The organism is Aeromonas finlandensis (genome assembly GCF_000764645.1).
Classification (GTDB): Bacteria; Pseudomonadota; Gammaproteobacteria; order Enterobacterales; family Aeromonadaceae; genus Aeromonas; species Aeromonas finlandensis.
Genome location: NZ_JRGK01000274.1, coordinates 18,655 through 38,174 on the forward strand (window position 1 = coordinate 18,655; position 19,520 = coordinate 38,174).

General features: G+C 57.9%; 18 protein-coding genes. 9 read left to right on the forward strand and 9 right to left on the reverse strand.

Features of this window, described 5'->3' with window-relative positions; translation table 11 throughout:
- Positions 1-92 precede the first annotated feature (92 nt).
- Complete coding sequence (locus LD28_RS0115875; protein ID WP_033137915.1) at positions 93-575, reverse strand: YajQ family cyclic di-GMP-binding protein; 483 nt, start codon at positions 573-575, stop codon at positions 93-95.
- A 200-nt stretch (positions 576-775) separates the two neighbouring features.
- Here LD28_RS0115875 and LD28_RS0115880 point away from each other — a divergent pair, with 200 nt between their 5' ends.
- Entirely contained in the window at positions 776-1,717 is a 942-nt protein-coding gene (locus LD28_RS0115880) for a ketopantoate reductase family protein (protein WP_033137916.1), read from the forward strand.
- A gap of 29 nt (positions 1,718-1,746) precedes the next feature.
- A complete protein-coding gene (locus LD28_RS0115885) occupies positions 1,747-2,307 on the forward strand; it encodes a DJ-1 family glyoxalase III (protein WP_033137917.1) in 561 nt (186 codons plus the stop codon).
- 134 nt (positions 2,308-2,441) lie between these two features.
- Here the strand turns inward: LD28_RS0115885 and LD28_RS0115890 are convergent, their stop codons facing one another.
- Positions 2,442-2,648, reverse strand: a complete 207-nt coding sequence (locus LD28_RS0115890) for a hypothetical protein (RefSeq protein ID WP_033137918.1) — start codon at positions 2,646-2,648, stop codon at positions 2,442-2,444.
- A gap of 131 nt (positions 2,649-2,779) precedes the next feature.
- Here LD28_RS0115890 and dinB point away from each other — a divergent pair, with 131 nt between their 5' ends.
- The 6 genes from dinB (at position 2,780) to rlmM (ending at position 9,398) form a co-directional block, all read left to right on the forward strand.
- The gene (dinB, locus tag LD28_RS0115895; protein WP_081959593.1) at positions 2,780-3,835 is read left to right on the forward strand and encodes a DNA polymerase IV; all 1,056 of its coding nucleotides are present in this window, start codon (positions 2,780-2,782) and stop codon (positions 3,833-3,835) included.
- A gap of 70 nt (positions 3,836-3,905) precedes the next feature.
- On the forward strand, positions 3,906-6,047 hold the full coding sequence (locus LD28_RS0115900; protein WP_033137920.1) for a methyl-accepting chemotaxis protein: 2,142 nt from the start codon (positions 3,906-3,908) through the stop codon (positions 6,045-6,047).
- Positions 6,048-6,330: 283 nt separating this feature from the next.
- Positions 6,331-7,251, forward strand: a complete 921-nt coding sequence (locus LD28_RS0115905) for a transcriptional regulator GcvA (protein ID WP_033137921.1) — start codon at positions 6,331-6,333, stop codon at positions 7,249-7,251.
- A complete protein-coding gene (locus tag LD28_RS0115910; protein WP_033137922.1) occupies positions 7,244-7,873 on the forward strand; it encodes an alpha/beta family hydrolase in 630 nt (209 codons plus the stop codon). Before LD28_RS0115905 ends, LD28_RS0115910 begins: the two co-directional genes overlap by 8 nt.
- A gap of 51 nt (positions 7,874-7,924) precedes the next feature.
- The gene (locus tag LD28_RS0115915; RefSeq protein WP_033137923.1) at positions 7,925-8,311 is read left to right on the forward strand and encodes a DUF423 domain-containing protein; all 387 of its coding nucleotides are present in this window, start codon (positions 7,925-7,927) and stop codon (positions 8,309-8,311) included.
- Positions 8,304-9,398, forward strand: a complete 1,095-nt coding sequence (gene rlmM, locus LD28_RS0115920; RefSeq protein WP_033137924.1) for a 23S rRNA (cytidine(2498)-2'-O)-methyltransferase RlmM — start codon at positions 8,304-8,306, stop codon at positions 9,396-9,398. Before LD28_RS0115915 ends, rlmM begins: the two co-directional genes overlap by 8 nt.
- 81 nt (positions 9,399-9,479) lie before the next feature.
- Here rlmM and LD28_RS0115925 read toward each other — a convergent pair whose 3' ends face one another.
- The 7 genes from LD28_RS0115925 to queF form a co-directional block, all read right to left on the reverse strand.
- On the reverse strand, positions 9,480-9,938 hold the full coding sequence (locus tag LD28_RS0115925; protein WP_033137925.1) for a hypothetical protein: 459 nt from the start codon (positions 9,936-9,938) through the stop codon (positions 9,480-9,482).
- A 116-nt stretch (positions 9,939-10,054) separates the two neighbouring features.
- Positions 10,055-11,062: an isocitrate dehydrogenase gene (locus tag LD28_RS0115930; protein ID WP_033137926.1), complete on the reverse strand. Its 1,008-nt coding sequence runs from the start codon at positions 11,060-11,062 to the stop codon at positions 10,055-10,057.
- A 159-nt stretch (positions 11,063-11,221) separates the two neighbouring features.
- Entirely contained in the window at positions 11,222-12,022 is an 801-nt protein-coding gene (gene xni / locus LD28_RS0115935) for a flap endonuclease Xni (protein WP_033137927.1), read from the reverse strand.
- 139 nt (positions 12,023-12,161) lie between these two features.
- Positions 12,162-13,517, reverse strand: coding sequence for a nucleotide 5'-monophosphate nucleosidase PpnN (gene ppnN / locus LD28_RS0115940; RefSeq protein ID WP_033137928.1), 1,356 nt, complete (start codon positions 13,515-13,517; stop codon positions 12,162-12,164).
- Between the two features lie 148 nt (positions 13,518-13,665).
- Positions 13,666-15,282 (reverse strand): GGDEF domain-containing protein, encoded by a 1,617-nt coding sequence (locus tag LD28_RS0115945; RefSeq protein WP_033137929.1) that lies wholly within the window; start codon positions 15,280-15,282, stop codon positions 13,666-13,668.
- 92 nt (positions 15,283-15,374) lie between these two features.
- Complete coding sequence (locus LD28_RS0115950; RefSeq protein ID WP_033137930.1) at positions 15,375-17,645, reverse strand: hypothetical protein; 2,271 nt, start codon at positions 17,643-17,645, stop codon at positions 15,375-15,377.
- A 201-nt stretch (positions 17,646-17,846) separates the two neighbouring features.
- Positions 17,847-18,695 carry an NADPH-dependent 7-cyano-7-deazaguanine reductase QueF gene (queF, locus tag LD28_RS0115955; RefSeq protein ID WP_033137952.1) on the reverse strand — a complete coding sequence of 283 codons (849 nt, stop codon included), beginning with the start codon at positions 18,693-18,695 and terminating at the stop codon, positions 17,847-17,849.
- A 190-nt stretch (positions 18,696-18,885) separates the two neighbouring features.
- Between queF and syd the strand changes: the two genes are divergently transcribed.
- Entirely contained in the window at positions 18,886-19,434 is a 549-nt protein-coding gene (syd, locus tag LD28_RS0115960; RefSeq protein WP_033137931.1) for a SecY-interacting protein, read from the forward strand.
- The last annotated feature ends 86 nt before the right edge of the window (positions 19,435-19,520 follow it).

Sequence of the window (19,520 nt, forward strand, 5' to 3'; positions counted from 1 at the left end):
ACAAAAAACCGGAGCCTTTGCTCCGGTTTTTTTATGGCCGCGACTTATAGCGTGGCGCGAGTCATTGAGTGCGCCACGGCTGAGTGGACAAATTAGTCGCGGAAGTTCTGGAACTGCATCGGTTGACCCAGTTCGGCGCCACGGACCAGTGCCATGGTCTCTTGCAGATCGTCACGTTTCTTGCCGGTGACACGTACTTCATCACCCTGGATGGCGACCTGTACCTTGATCTTGGAGTCCTTGATCAGCTTGACCAGCTTTTTGGCGATCTCTTTCTCGATCCCCTGTTTGAACTTGACGGTCAGGTGGAAGCGCTTGCCGGAGTGGACGGAGTCACCCACTTCCATGGAGCTGTTTTCAATGTTGCGCTTGAGCAGGGCGCCGCGCAGCATCTCGACCATCTGCTTGAGCTGGAAATCGGCATCGGCTTCCAGTTTCACCTCTTCCTTGTTCAACTCGAAGCTGGCTTCTACCCCACGAAAATCGAAACGGGTGGCCAGTTCACGATTGGCGTTGTCGACAGCGTTCAACACCTCGTTCATTTTGACTTCAGAGACAATATCGAATGACGGCATAGCCGAAGCTCCTCATGTTGCGTTATTGGGGGGCAAATCTACCAGAAAACGGGCAAATTTGCTGATTTTGATGGGGCTGCTCTGCTAGAATCCCCTGCGCACAGGACGGGTGGACCCGTTAGTGTCCAGCAACTATATCTTCACTTATCCCCGGTAACAGGTTGAGAGGATTGCAACCCTTACCCTGACAGAGTCACACCATGCCAAGCGGATTAAAGAATTCCCGACAGCCTGTCATCCCACAGTGGTCACTGTTGGGTTGCGGCGCACTCGGCGGCGTTTTTGCCTCATTGCTGACCATCAGTGGTCAATCAACCCGCGTGTTGCTGCGCGAGCATCATCAGTCCACGCTCCATCCGGGGATCGACTTCACCTCGCTGGAAGGACACGTTCAACTGCTCAATATCGACCGGGGATTTGTCAGCAAACCCGGCAAGATCAAGCGATTGCTGGTGATGACCAAGGCCAATCAGGTGCTTGGGGCGTTGCTGCCACTGGTGGGGGCGCTGGATGCGGGTGTGCCGATTGTGCTGTTGCACAACGGAATGGGCATTGCCGAACAGGTGGCCGCCATGTTCCCGCACAATCCGGTGATTGCTGGCGTGACCAGCCATGGTGCTATGCAGTGTGGCCATTTTGTGTTCCGTCATACTGGCAAGGGTGAAACCTGGCTCGGCCCGATCAACGAAGCTGCCAAGGCCCATGCCGCTCTCGCGGATGAGCTGGCACTGGCGTTGGGTCAAGCTGGCTGGGATGAGCAGATTTTGCTGCGTCAGTGGCAAAAACTGGCCATCAACTGCGCCATCAACCCGCTTACTGGGCTCTACAAGTTGAAAAATGGCGAGCTGGCAGGCCCCCGTTTTGCCGATGCGCTGCAGCAGGTATGTGTAGAAGTGGCCGATGTAATGTGCGCCGAAGGCATGGCCACTACGGCTGAAGAGCTGCAACGTCGGGTGATGACGGTGGTGGAGCTGACTGCCGATAATTACTCCTCCATGTATCAGGATATGGAGCAGGGACGAGAGACCGAAATTGAGGCCATCACCGGTTTCCTGCTGGCCAAGGCGGCGGAGCATGGCATTGCCGTGCCGGTCAATCAGGGGCTTTATCAGGCGATTAAAGAGAAGAGTCAGGCGCTCTGATTCAACGGATCGTAGCCAAGGAGGCAGAGATGAGTGTACTGGTGCTGGTGGCCCCCGGGTCGGAAGAGATAGAGACGGTCGCCATTGTCGATACCTTGGTGCGGGCCCGCATCGAGGTGGTGCTGGCCTCTTGCTGCCCTGCCGGTTCCCGGCAGGTGACAGCATCTCGCGGGGTACGGCTGGTGGCCGATTGTCACATCGACGAGCTGACCAGTCGGGACTTTGAAGCTATCGTGGTGCCCGGCGGTTTGCCCGGCAGCGAAGTGATCCGTGATACCCCTCTGGCCATCGATCTGCTGAAGGATCAGGCTTCACTCGGCCGCTGGCGCGCAGCCATCTGCGCCGCCCCCGTGGTGGTACTGCAACATCATGGCTTGCTGGATGGCGCCACTGTCACCTGTCATCCCGGCTTTCAGCCCCAACTACCGGCATCTTTACTGTCGCATGAACGGGTGGTCAGGGATGAAGTTCATCGCCTTATCACCAGTCAGGGACCGGGCAGCGCCATCGAGTTTGCTCTCGAACTGGTACGGGTTCTGCGTGGGGATGAGGTAGCTGTCGCCGTGGCAGGCCCTATGGTGCTGTCCTAACCGTACATCGTTGATGTGTTTTGCTTTTTTAGCGGGCTATACCTTGAAAGTACGCCTCACAAAAACGGGCCCCGGTCATCTTGACCGGGGCCCGTTTGTTATCTGTTGCTATCGGCTAGGTGAAATTGCCCGGCTTAGTAGTCGTACTGCTTGCACTCCTTCTTGCGAAACTCTTCACGCCAGCGTGACAACTCTTGCTCAGTGCCGAGCGTGTCCCCTCTTTTGATCGCCTGCTCCAGTATCTCCATTCGGTCGTATAGCCAGCGGCACTCTGCCGTCGGGTTGTTCTTGCCGATGCCAGCCAGCGGTAGCAAACAGAGTCCCAACCAGATGTATCTCATCCCGAACGCTCCTTGTTTTGGTGGAATGCATGGTCTCTTTGGAGTCTATCATTTTAGCCGCAACGAGAGAGATAGAGCTGTGTCCATCCTTGGGGTAAGATGATGCCATGTCTGTTTATTTATACAGTGGTATGCGCAAGATTATCCATATCGACATGGACTGCTTTTTTGCCGCGGTGGAGATGCGGGACAACCCGGCGCTCCGGGAGGTGCCGCTGGCGATAGGTGGTTCATCCGAGCGGCGCGGCGTCATCTCGACTTGCAACTATGTGGCGCGTCGATTCGGGGTGCGTTCGGCTATGCCGAGCGGATTGGCGAAAAAACTCTGTCCGCCGCTGGTACTGATCCCGGGGCGGATGGCGGTGTACAAGGATATCTCCCGTCAGCTCAGGGCCATTTTCCTCCGTTATACCGATCAGGTTGAGCCGCTGTCGCTGGATGAGGCTTATCTCGATGTGACCCAAAGCCGCTGTTGCGGCGGCAGCGCTACCCTGATGGCGCAAGAGATCCGGCAAGCCATCGTCACCGAGCTGGGCTTGACCGCCTCGGCCGGAGTGGCACCAAACAAGTTTCTCGCCAAGCTGGCCTCGGAACAGCGCAAGCCGGATGGGCTGTTTGTCATTCGCCCCGACGAAGTGGCAGAGTTTGTCTGTCAGTTGCCCCTTGGCAAACTGCCCGGGGTCGGGCGCAAGACGGCCGAGCGCCTCGAGGCGCAGGGTCTTTACACCTGCGAGGACGCACGAGCGTTGTCGGCGGATGAGCTGCAAAGCCGCTTTGGCAAGCTGGGCGAGATGCTGACTAACCGGATTTGGGGACTTGATGAGCAGCCGGTGCAGGCACACCGGATCCGTAAAACCATCGGGGTGGAGACCACGCTGGCGAGCGATCTCTGTGACGAGGAGGCCTGCCAGACGGTATTGAATCAGCTGTTGCCGGAGCTGGAGCGGCGCTTTCAGATCGTCTGCCCTGCCGAGCAGGTGATGGGCCAAGGGATTAAACTCAAATTTGCCGATTTCCATCAGACCACCGTCTATCGCAGCCAGGGGGGCTATCAGGCGGGCTTATTTATCCCCATGCTCAAAGAAGGGTTGCTACGATCACAAGGACGGTCGGTTCGATTGCTGGGGCTGGTGGTCGGGTTGCCGAAAGAGGGAGAAGTTAACCAACTTTCGCTGAATTTGCTCTGAGATGGTTAAGTTTTTGTTTATAAAGTCGATAATCACTCCATCTCTCTGTGTATGACGTAGGAATATTGGCATGAGCGCACTTTCTGTCCAGGGGCGGATTACCCTGATTGCCGGTTGCTGTCTATTGGTCACAGCCGCAGCCCTGGTTGCCTCCTCTATTTACAATGCAAATCAGATGCAGGAGCAGGTGCGGTACGCCACGATGGGAGAGGCCCAGCAGTCAGCCGAAAACTGGATGAAGGCGATGGGTTCAGAGCAGGCGGCCAAGGTGACCAGCTATCTCGATGAAGCCTATTTCCGGGCCAGCTTGCTGGCTGAGAACGTACAGTTCCAGCGCAAGAATGCGGCCGACAACTTTGTCCATTCGGAAGCGCTGCGTAGCGCCCTCAACCAGCAGTTGCACGATGCCGTCGCCTCATCGACCAACTTGCTCGGTGTTTATGCGGTGTTTGAGCCCGATCAACTGGATGGGGAAGATAGCAATTATCAGGGCTCTACCGATCTCGGCGCCAACGACAAGGGGCGCTTCTCCAGTTACTGGGCTTATGACAACGGCAAGATAGTCCCGGAAGTGCAGAATGAGGATGTGTTGGCCGATGAGCGCCCTACTGCGACCGGTGGTGTAGAAAACGAGTGGTATCGCTGCAGCATTCGTACCCGGGCGTTATGTTTGCTCGAGCCCTATATGGACGATGTTGGAGACAAGAAAGTCTTGATCACCTCGGTCTCCGTGCCCTTGCTGGATCAGGGAACGTTGCTGGGGATGGTAGGGGTCGATATCTCCCTGACCACCTTGCAAAATCTGGTCTCTGCCATGGACAAGGAGCTCTATGATGGCAAAGGCAGAATATTGCTGGTCAGCCATGAGGGGCGCGTTGCGGGTGCCGATCAGTTTGATGTGACGCTGGGGCGAGGGCTGGATCAGAAGTACCAAGCGTTGGCGACAGACCTGAAGGGGTGGCTCAATCAGGGGCAGGAACTCAGTCGCTGGAGCAGTGATGGCTCCCTGCTGCAAACGTTCGTGCCCGTATCCATGCGCGGAACTGATCGCAAATGGGGCATTTATATCGAGTTGCCAAGGGCTGTAGTGCTGGCCTCGGCCCAGCAGTTGCAAGATGAACTTGTGGCACAAGCCAACCGCAGCGTGGTTACGCAACTGATGATTGGCTTGCTGATTTCACTGGCTGCATTGAGTTTTATCTGGTTGATGGCCCGCCAAATCGTGGCGCCTATTCGCGCGGTGGTCGCCCGCCTCAAGGACATTGCCAGTGGGGAAGGGGATTTGACCCAGCGTATCGATATCCTGCGGCAAGACGAGATTGGCGAGTTGGCCAAGTGGTTCAACAGTTTTCTCAGCACGTTGCAATCGACCATCAGTCAGGTGATCGACACTGTTGCCGGCACCCGAACCAGCGCCGACCGGGCTGCACAGGTGGCCGAGCGTACCAGCAGCGGTATGGTGTCCCAGTATCAGGAGATCGATCTGGTTGCGACGGCGTTTGAAGAGCTCAGCGCAACGTCGTTGCAGGTATCCGGCAATGCAGCCTCTGCGGCTCATGCTGCCAATGAGACGGATGCTGCGGCGCAAGAGGGCAAATATGTGGTGGCTGACACCCAGGAGGCGATGCGCAAGTTGATGGCCATCATCAACGATGCCCAGCCTGTGGTGGAGCGGCTTTCTGCCAATAGCGACAATATCAATGACATCCTCACCGTCATTCAGGGGATTGCCGAGCAGACCAATTTGCTGGCGCTCAATGCTGCCATCGAAGCGGCGCGGGCGGGTGAACAGGGCCGGGGCTTTGCGGTCGTAGCCGATGAGGTGCGCAATCTGGCCGGCCGAACCCAGAATGCCATCGTCGAGATCCAGACGCTGATCAGTCAGCTGCAATCCGGTACCGGCGCCGTGGTCAAGGCGATCCGCGACGGTCATGCTCAGGGAGACCTGACGCTCGACAAGGTGGATCTCTCGGTGCGGGTGCTGGAGCAGATCATCCAGTCGGTTTCGACCATCCACCAGATGAACGAGCAGATAGCACGCGCGGCGCAGGAGCAGAGCCGGGTGGCGAACGAGATCAATCGCAACGTCAGCAATATTCGCGAAGTAAGCCACACCATTCGGGTTGAAGCGGCGACGTCCGCTGAAAATGGTCGCGAACTCTCTGCGCTGGCTGACAAACAGCAGCAACTGGTGGGCAAGTTCAAGGTGTAACGGGATGAAAAAAGGCGCCATCCAGCTGGAGGCGCCAAACACATTCAGATGACAGACTGGGTCAAATCGACCAGATTTGAGCCCCTCTTCCCGCAGAGGAAGAAACACAACACCACAATCACAGTCGAAAGACTCACGAAAAACACATGTAAACCAACATGTAGTAGAAAATGTGAGCCATATGACAACTGATTGCCGGGCGAATTATGTTTATTCACTGGTCGACCCGCAACCGACAAATTATAATGCGCCCCATTAGAAAAACTCATCGTCGGCTGGTGTCATGTCTCGTCGTTTACCTCCGCTCAATGCCCTCAAGGCGTTTGAAGCAGCGGCTCGCCACTTAAGCTTTACCCGCGCAGCAGAAGAGTTGTTTGTCACTCAGGCTGCCATCAGTCACCAGATCAAGGCGCTGGAGGAGTATCTTGGCATCAAGCTGTTCCGCCGTAAAAACCGCTCCTTGTTGCTGACCGAAGAGGGGCAGGGCTATTTCCTGGATATCAAGGACATCTTTGCCTCCATCTCTGAGGCGACCGACAAGTTGCTGGCCCGCAGTGCCAAGGGGGCGTTGACCGTCAGTCTGCAGCCGAGTTTCGCCATCCAGTGGCTGGTGCCGCGGCTGGTCAAGTTCAGCGAACGCCACCCCGATATCGACGTGCGGATCAAGGCGGTCGATCTCGACGAAGGGTCGCTTACCGACGATGTGGATGTGGCCATCTATTACGGGCGCGGCAACTGGCCGGGTCTGCGTTGCGACAAGCTGCATACCGAATACTTGATCCCGGTCTGCTCCCCCTTGCTGCTGACCGGGCCCAAACCGCTGCGTACCCCGCAAGATTTGACTCTTCATACCCTGCTGCACGATACCTCCCGCCGCGACTGGAAGGCCTGGTTCCGCCAGCTTGATATTGATGCACCCAACGTCAATCAGGGTCCCATCTTCAGCCACTCCACCATGGTGATCCAGGCGGCGATCCACGGTCAGGGGGTGGCTCTGGGTCACAGCGTGCTGGCGCAACCCGAAATTGAAGCCGGTCGCCTCATCTGCCCGTTCGAGCAGGTGCTGGTGAGCAAAAATGCCTTCTATTTGGTATGCCAGGAGCAACAGTCTGATCAGGGCAAGATCGTTGCCTTCCGCGACTGGATGCTGGAGCTGGTGGAGCAGGAAGAGGCGCGTCGCAGGGCAAGGCTCGCCGATGGCTGATGTGATCCGCGAGGGGGCAGTTGATGCCCCCGTTCGCATTTTGCTGGCCCACGGTGCGGGCGCGGGGATGGATCACGCTTTTCTTGCCGAGCTCTCACGCCTGCTGGCTGGCTCCGACATCGAAGTGGTGCGTTTCAACTTTCCCTACATGACCAAGCGAGCACAGGATGGCAAGCGCCGTCCGCCGGACAGAGCGCCTGTGTTGCTTGCCCATTGGCACGACATGATCCGTGAGTTTGCCCATCCACGGCTGTTTCTGGCGGGCAAGTCGATGGGGGGGCGGATGGCGGCGGAGCTGTATCGTGAAGGTGAGGGTGAGATGAATGCTGCAGGATTGCTCATTCTCGGGTATCCTTTCCACCCTCCGGCCAAGCCCGACAGTTGGCGAGGCGAGGTACTCAAGCATATTGCAGTGCCAACCCTGCTGTTGCAGGGGGAGCGCGACACCTTCGGTAGTCGCGCCGAACTGGCCGATTTCCCCTTCTCACCCGCCGTATCGGTCCATTGGTTGACCGATGGTGATCATGGTTTCAAACCGCGTAAAGCCAGTGGTGTGAGTGAGCAGGAGAATATGCAGCATGGGGCGGCTGCCATCAGGCATTTTGTCGCCCGGCACGGATAGCAAGAGGGGGTTGGCCTGGTTGCCAGCCGTGATGAGAGAGGGAGAGTGAGGATGCAGATCCATCGACATTGGCTGATACTGGCCGGTCTCTTCGGGTTGACGGCCACCATGCTGGGGGCTTATGGCGCTCATGGATTGGCGGCGACCGGCATTACGCCCGAGCGTCTGGCGGCGTTCAATACCGCCGTGCAATATCAGTTTTTTCACGCATTGGCCCTGCTGGTTTTGGGCTGGTGTGGTGTGCGCAGCAAGGTGATCACCTTCGCTGGCAGCGCATTTGTGCTGGGGATCATCGGATTCTCCGGCAGTATTTACGCCATGGTGCTGCTTGGCAGCAAGGGGTTGGGGCTGATTACCCCGGCCGGTGGCCTCTGTTTTATGTTGGGATGGGCGGCTCTGATCTGGGCCGGCTGTCGTCTTGGAGGAAAAAATGAATAATCTGCTGCTTTATTGCCGCCCCGGTTTTGAGAAAGAGGCGGCTGCAGAGATCACCGAGCGTGCCGGTAACATGCAGTGCTACGGTTTCGCCCGGGTCAAGGACGACAGCGGTTATGTGATATTCGAGCTGTATGACGAGGAGCAGGCGGACCTGCTGGCTCGCAAGCTGCCGTTCCGGGAGCTTATCTTTATCCGTCAGATGCTGGTGGTCACCCACGAGCTGAAGGATCTGGATGTCGCGGACAGGATCTCCCCCATCATCGACGCTGTTCGCGAATACACCATTTGTGGCGATCTGCGGGTCGAGACTGCGGATACCAACGAAGCGAAAGAGCTGTCGGCCTTCTGCCGCAAGTTCACCGTGCCGCTTCGTCAGGCGCTGCGCAGCAACGAGATACTGACCAAGAAGGAGACGCCGAACCGTCCGGTGTTCCACGCCTTCTTCATGGCCAATGATCACGTGCTGCTGGGTTACTCCTACTCGTTCAATAACTCCGGATTCCACATGGGGATCCCGCGTCTGCGCTTCCCGGCCGATGCACCGAGCCGCTCCAGCCTCAAGCTGGAAGAGGCGTTTTACGTGTTCGTACCGCGAGAAGAGTGGGATGTGCGTCTCTGTTCTGGCTTGAAGGCGGTGGATCTGGGCGCCTGCCCGGGTGGCTGGACCTATCAGCTGGTGCGTCGTGGCATGATGGTGACGGCGGTCGACAACGGCATGATGGCCCAATCCTTGATGGATACCGGTCAGGTCAAGCATATCCGGGATGACGGTTTTGTCTGGCGTCCGAGCAAGAAGAACACCTACTGGCTGGTGTGCGACATGGTCGATAAACCGGCGCGGGTCGTTCACATGATTGCGGATTGGTTCCGTGAGAGCGACTGCCAGGAGGCGATGTTCAACCTCAAGCTGCCGATGAAGAAGCGTTATGCCGAATCGGTGCACAACATCGAGGTATTGCGCGAGATGCTCAAGGAGATCGACAACGCGTTCGTGATCCAGGCCAAGCAGCTCTATCACGATCGTGAAGAGATCACCGTGCATGTTTACAACAAGTACTGGGTCTCCAAACTCGAGCCCAAGGCGTGATGTAAGCGCTCAACCCGCACGATAAATGCCAAGACCGACAGGGCAACCTGTCGGTCTTTTGCTATTCGGTGGCTCGAAAAATCAGAAACGGTAATCGACGCGCAGGGATGACTCGTCATCGGTCACCTTGATCTCGATCTCCAACGGAATGGTTTTATCGACCGGATTGAACTGCAGCTTCACGCCATCGCCTCTCAATTTGATGGCGGTATTCAGGCTGCCAGCCCGGAATTTGACTCTGGGTTTGTAGCGATCAAACGAGAGGCTGACGCTCTTTTCCGGGGTCAGATTAAGTTGCTGGTAGGAGGTGACCTTCTGATTGCCATAGTTGTCGGTGGTGACTTCGATCCCGAACGAGAGAGGTCGCGGTGCCTTCAGCAGGTCGTTGGTATCCAGAGTAGAACGCCAGACCTCGGTGGCCGTGCGCTGCTCTTCCAGTGGCAGCCTGGCCGTTTGATTCGGTTGAGACAGTTCGAATGCGCCAGCCGCGTTGCTCAGCAGCAGACAGACTGGAACCAGATAGCGCCAACTCCCGTTCATGAACAACTCTCCTTGTTATCCTTGTCTATACAACATAGTTGCACTGCACAAAGTGGGAAAGTCTTCAGAAATATAAAAAGGGAGCCGAAGCTCCCTTTTTAAATCAATGGATTAACTCATAGCCGATCGATGATGGCCTGGGTGAATTCGCTGGTGGAGGCGCTGCCGCCCAGATCGCGGGTGACCCGATCACCGGATTCAATAGTGTCACGGACCGCCTCGCGGATCCGCTCTGCTTTATCCTGCATGCCGAGGTACTCCAGCATCTGGATGGAGGCAAGGATCACCGAGGTGGGGTTGGCAATGTTCTTGCCCGCGATGTCGGGGGCGGAGCCATGTACCGCTTCGAAAATGGCCGCGCCATCGCCGATGTTGGCACCCGGTGCCATGCCGAGACCCCCAACCAGACCGGCACAGAGATCCGACAGAATGTCGCCAAACAGGTTGGTGGTGACCATCACATCGAAGCGCTCCGGATACATCACCAGATTCATGCAGGCGGCATCGACGATCATCTCTTCGCTCTGGATATCCGGGTAGTGGCTGGCGATTTCCCGGGCCACTTCGAGGAACAGGCCTGAGGTCGATTTGAGGATGTTCGCCTTGTGGATGATGGTGACCTTCTTGCGACCCTCCTGACGGGCCAGCTCGAAAGCAAACTTGACGATGCGCTCGGCTCCTTCGCGGGTGATGATGCTCATCGCCTCGGCGCTCTTGTTGTCATCGCTGCGCTTCTGGCCGGCACCCGAGTACATCCCTTCGGTGTTTTCACGCACCGTGATGATGTCGATGTTCTCGTAACGGCTCTTGGTGCCCTTGAAGGAGATAACCGGACGTACGTTGGCGTAGAGGTTGAACTTCTTGCGCAGGGAGACGTTGATGGAGGTAAAACCGCCGCCGACCGGCGTGGTCAATGGCCCTTTGAGGCTCACCTTGTTCTTCTCAATCAGATCCAGGGTGGCCTGGGGCAGCAGCTCGCCATGTTTTTCGAGGGCAACCAGACCTGCATCGGCATATTCGTATTCAAAGTCGCAGCCTGCGTGGGTCAGGATCTGAATGGCGGATTCGATGATGCTGGGGCCGATGCCGTCGCCGGGGATCACGGTAATTTTTCTTTTGGACATGAGAGGGTTCCACTTCCAGGGTATAGGGGAGGATGGGGCTGCTTTATAGCATTTACTCAGCAAACCGACCACATTCCTTTACATTCTACTCATTTTCATCAACAGCGAGGGTGAGTCTCGTCATGGTTCGCGCCCTTGCCTGTATTTTTGTTCGGCCATTTATTCCGGCTGGGGTGGGTAACGGATGTCCCGCAGGTTGAATCCCAGCGGAATATCCTGCTGCAAGCGCACCAGCCGCTGGGCCAGCAAGGCATCATCCCGATGCTGGCGCAGCTTTAGCAATGGTTTGGCAGCATCCTCTTGCTGGCAGGCCTCTAGCATGGCTGCCAGATGGTCATACTGCAGCAGCAGCTGGGTGGCGGTCTTGGGGCCGATGCCGGGTACCCCCTTGATGTTGGAGCCACCGATGCCGGTCAGAGCCCAGAAGTCGACCAGCTGCGCGGGGGTTACCCCATATTGCTGCTGGACGAAGGCCGCATCCAGCCAGCGTTTGTTGAAATAGTCGCGGATTTGGATCTGCGGGCAGATGAGCTGGCAGAACCCCTTGTCGGTGGAGATGATGGTCGCCTGATGGCCGTGGCTGGCGATGCCGCTGGCGAGGGTGGCGATGAGATCATCCGCTTCATCGGTCTCGGAGAGCAGGGCATCGACACCGCACTCCCAGAAGGCATCCTGCAGGGTCGCCAGCCCCTCACGCAGCTCGGGGGGCATGGGGGTGCGCCCCTCCTTGTAGGCCGGATAGACCTCTTTGCGCCAACTGTGCACCTCACCATCAAACACGGCGATGACATGGGTCGGTTCGCTATTGGCCAGCAGCTTGCGGCAGGTATTGATGAGGTTGGCACGGGTGGCAACCAGCGCCTGGGCAGGGGTCAGTGCCTGCTGGGCCTGTACCGCGTGCAGACGGCGAATGAGGTTGAGGGCATCGATGATGAGCAGGTGTGGCCGGATAGTTGACATGGGGCACTCTTGGCGGTCGGGACGCCCCATTGTAACAAACCGCTCGCCTGATGGGGGATTGATGGCATCAAGGGAAGGATAGAGCCAATAAAGAGGGGCGCCGATGCGCCCCTCTGTCGATTATTTTACCCTCCGTGCGTTAGCGCACGATTTCGTAGCAGGGAACATACTGGCTGCCCGGCAGCTTCATCCGCTGCTGCTTGACGAAGCTCTCCAGCAGTTTGTCCATCAGGTGCATCAGCTCTTTGTCGCCGTGCAACTTGAAGGGGCCCTTCTTCTCGATGGCGCGAATGCCCCCTTCCTTGACGTTGCCAGCCACGATGCCGGAGAAGGCACGACGCAGGTTGGCCGCGAGCAGTTGCGGCGGCTGGTTGCGGTGCAGATCCAGACTGGCCATGTTGGCGTGATCCGGCTCGAAGGGGAGCTGGAACTCCGGCTCAATCTTGAGCGACCAGTTGAAGGAGTAAGCATCGCCGACTGATTTGCGATATTCGCGAATTTTCGGCATCGCCTCTTTCATCACCCGGGCTACTTCCGGTGCATCACCGACGATGATCCGGTAGAGACGGGTGGCGGGCTCGCCCAGGGTCGCCTTGATAAAGTCATCGATGGCGCGGAAGTAGTCGGCACTCTCTTTCGGACCGGTCAGAATGATGGGCATCGGTTGCCGCTCGTTGGCCGGGTGCATCATGATGCCGAGCAGATAGAGCAGCTCTTCGGCGGTGCCGACCCCGCCCGGGAAGATGATGATGCCGTGGCCCAGACGCACGAAGGCTTCCAGCCGCTTCTCGATATCCGGCAGTATCACCAGCTCGTTGACGATGGGGTTGGGCGGTTCGGCGGCGATGATGGAGGGTTCGGTGAGGCCAATATAGCGCCCGTTTCGTACCCGCTGTTTGGCATGGCCGACGGCGGCCCCCTTCATCGGCCCCTCCATAGCGCCCGGACCACAGCCGGTACAGATGTTCAGCTCGCGCAAGCCCAGTTCGCTGCCCACGGCGCGGGTGTACTGGTACTCGATCGCGTTGATGGAGTGGCCACCCCAGCAGACGATCAGGTTGGGATCGGCGCCGGGCAGGATCACCTTGGCGTTGCGCAGGATGGCGAACACCACGTTGGAGATGTGTGTCGAGTTGGTCAGATTGACCTGGCGGTTGGACTCGAGCTGATTGGAGACATAGAGAATGTCGCGCAGCACCGAGAAGAGGTGCTCCTGAATGCCGCGGATGATCTCGCCATCGACGAAGGCATGCTCGGGGGCATTGAACAGTTCCAGCTTGACCCCGCGCTCGCGCCGGATCACATGAATATCAAACGATTTGAAGCGCTCCAGGATCTCCTTGGAGCTGTCGGTATGGCTACCTGAGTTGAGCACTGCCAGCGAGCAGTTGCGAAACAGTTGATAGATATCGCTGGAGGCAGTCTGCTTGAGGCGATCCACCTCGAGCTGTGACAGCAAATCCATGCTGCCGACGGGATTGATATGCGTAATCATAGGTTCCCCTTTACTCACTTGTTATCGTTGTGTTTTTCCCTGGGGAGAAAAGGGGACGCCATGTTGCATCCCCTGAGATCGATAGTAGTGGTAACAGAGGGGGGAGGGAAATAGGGGCGCGACTGTTCGCTGTTTTTTTCGCCGCTAGTCAGGCCAGTGTCACTTGATCCCGGCCGGTGTTCTTGGCTTGGTAGAGTGCCTTGTCCGCCCGTTCGAACACATCGGTGGGGCTGTCCCCTTCTTTGAACAGGGTCGCACCGATGGAGATGGTGATCTCCACCTTGGCATCGCGAAAACGGAACGGGATGCTCTTGATGGTCTGACGCAGGGTCTCCAGCGGCTTCTGGAACTTCTCCGGGTTGATGTTGGGCAGCAGCACCACAAACTCCTCGCCGCCGAAACGGGCGATGAAATCAGTGTCACGCAGCGCACTCTGCAGCGCCTTGGCGACCACTTTCAGCGCCTTGTCACCCGCCATATGGCCGTAGTTGTCATTGATGTTCTTGAAGTGATCGATGTCGATGATCGCCATGCAGAGCGGGGTACGATAGCGAAGCCAACGCTTGTACTCCTGCTCCAGCCGTTCGTCGAGGGCGGCGCGGTTGTGTACCTGGGTCAGGCTGTCGAGGAACAGCTTGTGCTTTTGAATGGTCAGCCGCTTCTTGTATTCGGCGGTCTCCTCCTTCATCAAGCGCAGCTTGGACTCCATGGTGGAGAGGCGGGTGAGCAGGTGGCGCTCCCGCGCCGCCGTGCTGTCACGCTCTTGCAGCAGCAGGTTGATGGCGCCCATATGGCTGGAGATGGCTCGCTTGAGTGCATCGAGGGAGTTGTGGCTGGCCAGGGAGTGATCGATGGCCTGCAGCTCGTTGACCAGCGCCTCGCGGGTCTCTCTGGTTTCGTTTTGCAGCGCGCGCCCCTCATCGAGGGATTCGGTAAACCCGATATGCACCGCTGACAGGCTCTCGTTGAGGGAGCTAAGGAAGGCGCGGGAGGCTTTGCGCTCCTCGCGGGTGCCCTCGATGATGAGCTCGATCACCTGCAGACAGGTTTCCGCCAGCATGGCCGGGTTGAGCTCGATCAGCAATTGGCGGCGAATGTCGCTCAGGCTTTCGCCGATGGCGCCGGCAAAATCGAGTTCGGTGATGAGCCGCTGCAGATCATCGGCAATGCGGGCGTGATCCTTCAGATCAAACGGGTCAGCATCGGGTTGAGCATCGTTGTCCGCGGGGTTGCCATCTTGCGGTGGGACACCTGGCTGCGCCAGCAGGGGCTGGCTTGGTAGCAGCTGGATCTTGATCGCCTGCTGGTAGAACTCCAGCAGCTTGATCACCTTTTTCTGGTGATCGGCAATGCCGTAACCGCTTGGGCTGGCCAGAAATTCCTTGAGGGATTTGCGGGTCTCTTCCGGGAAACCCTTGATGGTTTTCAGCTGTTTGGAGCCAAGATCGATGGCAGTCTGGGTGAGGGTTATCGACTCTTCCAGGGCGTTGCTGTGTTGCTGCAGCAGTTTTTCAATGGCCAGCAGGTCGGCATCCAGCGAGGTGAATGCGGGATTGTTATCCAGTTTCTGCTTGAGTTTGGCGAAACGATTGTCCAGCTCACGGTCAAAGCCGCGGCAGGAGAGCATCAATTTGTTGATGAACTGGATGCCGCGGGCACGCTCTGCATCGGAGAACGAGAGCACACCGTCGAGTTCCAGCTGTTTCTGCTGAAGGGATTCCCTGAGTCTTGCCAATTGTCCTGCTACGGCAGCGATGTCATTCATTATCAGGTCGCCCTGTTCTCATTATTGTTTTTGGTGTTGGATAGCAACAGTGGTCGAACCGGGTTTCGAACCTCGTCTGTTATCTACATTGCCTACTGGTCATCCGCGACTTGCATCCTTGCAAGGCTGTGCCAATTAACCCATTGCTTTTCATGAGAAGAATTGACTTTTACCAGCCCCTTGTCAATTGCCATCAGGCCGCATTGCCACACATCCCCATTAAAAAATGCCGCTTGTTGGCAATCGATCGCAGCGAGCTCCAGCCAGGCGTTTTGCTGGCATTTTTCACTGAGCTGAATGGCTCCCGACAGGGCGAGATAGCAGAGGTCAAACAGGCCATTGTGATCGAGCGCGGTCGCCGCCTTGGGCAGGAAGGGGTGACTGACAATCCCGAGGCTGATCCGGCGATCCAGCGGATAGGCGCAGGGGAATGCGGCGATGGCGGTCAGCAGATCGCCTGCGAGTTGATGCAGGTTGGTGACGTGGCGTTGCGGCACCACATAGAGCATGTGCCCTTCACGCAAGTCATAGATCCGGCCATCCTGCGGGGTCAGGGTATCGATATAGGTGCCGAAAGCCTGTTCGATATCGCTGCTGGCCTGATAACCGTGGCGTTCCAGCGTGTTGACCAAAAAGGGCACCCGGAACAGCAGGTAGTGCAGCTTGTCATCAAATTCGCTGGTGGGTTGTTCACTGAGATACCAGCGATCCGATTTCAGCTGACGTTTTGCCATCTCCCGCGGCCAGCGGTTCATCAACCGCTGCCAGTTAGCCAGCCCGGAGCGGGGCTCGATCAGCAGGGCTTCACCGGTGCGCTTGAGTTGCAGGCGGGCGGTGCGCAACTTGAGCCAGAGGGTGAAGAAGAGATAGATAAAGAGCGCCAGCAGCAGGCTGGTGGTGATGCTCGACCAGAGATAGCGCTCCTGCTGGTGCTTGCTGTTGCTGAGCCGCTGCTCCAGCTCCTTGATATGCTGCACCCGCTCGACCTGGACATAGTTGTCGCGGATTGCCGCCTGCTCCTGAGCGATCTCCTGCTGCCGGACCTCCTCCCCCAGACGGTGGAAGCGTTTGTAACTGTCGAGCGCCTGGCGCAGGTACCCTTTTTGTTCATACGCCAGCGAGAGCAGGCGGAATACCTCGTACTGACGGCGGGTATCGCCAATCTGGTTGGCCAGTGCCCGGGCATTTTCCAGCTGCAGGATGGCGATGGCCGCCTCCTGCTTCTGGAGATAGAGCTCGCCGAGCAGCAGCAGGGTGTCGATCAGCGGCTCTTTGGCATCGTTCAGCTCATGGGATTGGCGCGCGGCATTGAGGTAGTTGCTGGCCAGCGAGAGATTGCCACTTTGCAGGTAGGTCTTGCCGATCTCGTACTTGAGCAGGGAGGCCTGTGGCCGGCTGCTCTCGTCATTGAGCAGATCCAGCGCGTTGAAGAAGTAGACCAGCGCCATGTTGAGGTCGCCCTGATCACGGTTGAGCCGCGCCAGCACCATCAGGGAATCACAGAGCAGGGCGGGGTTGCCGATGGAGTGGAAGTAGTTGGCCGCCTCATTGGCATATTGCAGCGCTTTCTGGGGCTCCTGCTCCTGTTGATAGAGTTTGACTATCTGGTTCGACAGCAGGCCGAGAAAGAGTGGGTCGTTGAGGCTTTTTGCCTGCTGCTGGGCATCGATATACTCCCCCAGCGCCAGCTGTGGCTGTTGCAAGGCGCGGTAAAGGTCACCGCTGATGGCGCTGACCCAGGCACTGGCAAGGGGATTGGCGGCTTTGGCTGCCCAGATCCGTGCATCGGCCAGATGGGCCTTGGCATCGTCAAAGTGCTGATTTTCGATGTCATAACTGGTGTGTTGCAGGCGGCTATAGATTTGCAACTGACTCTGCTTGAGACCCGGGAGCGCCAGCTGGGTTGCCAGCTGTTCCAGCAGGGTACGGCTGCTGTTTTGGCCGTCGGGTCTGAGCCCCTGACTGCGGATCTTGAGATAGAGTCCGTGAGCCTTGAGCTCGGGTTGCTGCTCTTTGTCTGCCAGCGCCATCGCCTTGTCGAGTGCTTGCTGGGCGGGCTGATACTGCCCCAACTGCAGCAGACACTCCCCTTTGAGCAGGTGCGCACCTATGGTCTGGGCCACCGTGCTGTAACTCAGAATGGGTTCGCGATAACCGAACTCCTGGCGATTGCTGATGATTTGCTGGGGATTATTGGCCGCGCGCGTCAGAAAAGCAGAGGTGATCTGGACACATCTGGCAGGATCGGTCAGTACCAGCGATTGAGCTTGTTGCAGATCGATAGAGAGTTGCTCCTTGTCCAGATCCAGATTCGGAGCTGACAGGGAGGACATCATCATGGCCAGAAAAAACAGTTGATTCATTGGATTAAGGACAGCGCAGAGGTGAAGGCATGTTATCCAAGCCTCCCCCTGCGAGTCCAGCGTTTACTGAGGGCTCTCTGGCTTGAGAGAAGATGGGTTATCCGACGCCCTTTCCGGCATGGACGTGCTGCGTGCATGGGGGGGGCGAGATTGTTGATGGTGGGGCTGCTATTGTGCCCCACCCTTTAGCCGCTTCTTTGCTTACTGCCGGATCAGGCGCAGGTTGGCGGGCACAGCCTCGAAATCGGAACGGAACGGGTTGATGTCGAGGCCGCCGCGGCGGGTATAGCGGGCATAGACGGTCAACTGCTCAGGCTGGCAGAAGTGCTTGAGGTCGATAAAGATGCGCTCGATGCACTGCTCGTGGAACTCGTTGTGCTGGCGGAACGAGATGAGGTAGCGCAGCAGCTTCTCCCGATCGAGCTTGGGCCCCTTGTAGCGGATCACCACGGATCCCCAATCCGGCTGGCTGGTGACCAGACAGTTGGATTTGAGCAGGTGGCTGTGCAGGGTCTCTTCTACTTGCTCGCTGCCAGCAGCCCCTTGCAGCAGGGTGGCATCAAATTCGTAGTGATCAACGTCGATATCCTGCTCGTCGATGCACTCGCCGGGCAGCAGGGCAATCTGGTGCGGCGCCTGGTCGAGGGAGAACAGGGTGACCTTGACGGTTTCGCCAGCGCAGGCGCTCAGATCCTGGGTCAGCATGGCGGCCACCGCCTCGATGGAGTCGCAGCGGGTCTGGTTGAACGAGTTGAGGTAGAGCTTGAAGGATTTGGATTCGATCAGGTTCGCACTGGTGGCCGGAATGGTCACCTCACCAACGGCTACCATCGGCTTGCCCTTGGCGTTGAGCCAGGAGAGTTCGTAGAGGGTCCAGACATCGCAACCGGTAAAGGGGAGGTTATCGCCCAGCTGGAGGTCATCCCGGTTCAGGCTGCGGGGAACCGGTTGCAGCAGGGAAGGGGTGTACTGGCTGATGTAATCGGATTGCTGGCCAAGGCTCAGGCCGGTCAGGGCACTAGCCCCGGCATATCTCTCTTGTTTGCTCACAGGTTTGCTCACGTAATGTACTCATGATGAGTGGAATGAACCGGGTTATTGCACGGCCAGAGGTTTGCAGCCGTTTGGCTTGGGAGTCACCCGGTCGGTGTCTTGGGTCGCAAGGTCGGCTGGCAACCTTGTCTGTCACCGGGTTTGGTGGTGCAATAGCGGACTTTGCCAGCAATTGTGGGGATTTTCGATGTCGGATCAAGTTTTGTCTGCTCTGGAGCATTTTTTTGCCCGCTGGCAACGGGATGGCGAGGCCAGACGAGGCCTGCCCCTGTGCGAATGGGAGGCGGACTGGCGTTCCCCGTGCCAGCTTGGTGAGCCCGCCGATGGTCGGGTGGCCTGGCGTCCTCACCATCGTCCCGAGCCTGCCGATTTTGCGGCCATGGCCGATGCCCTCGAGCTGACGATTCATCCCAGTGCCATCGCCCTGTTTGGTCACTGGTTCAGCCGCCCCATCCCCTGTCTCTTCAAGGGGCTGCGCCTTGAACTGATCTTGCCTTGGAACGAGGCGGATCTCGACCTGCTCAGGGAGAACCTCATCGGCCATCTGCTGATGCTGCGCAAGCTCAAGCGAACCCCCTCCATCTTTATTGCCACCACCCGCAACGAGATGACGCTCATCTCGCTGGATAACGAGAGTGGTCAGGTGTGGCTGGAGTGGCTCGACTCCGGCCGCCGTTTGCCGCTGGCGCCCTCCCTGCCGGCGTTTCTGGAACGGCTGGAGACATTGCCGCAATAAGCTCCCCATCCAGCAGGAGTTGAGAGCAAGGGGTAGGTTCGATTAGCGAAGCGTAATCGGACATTTGCCATCTCAATTAGCGAAAG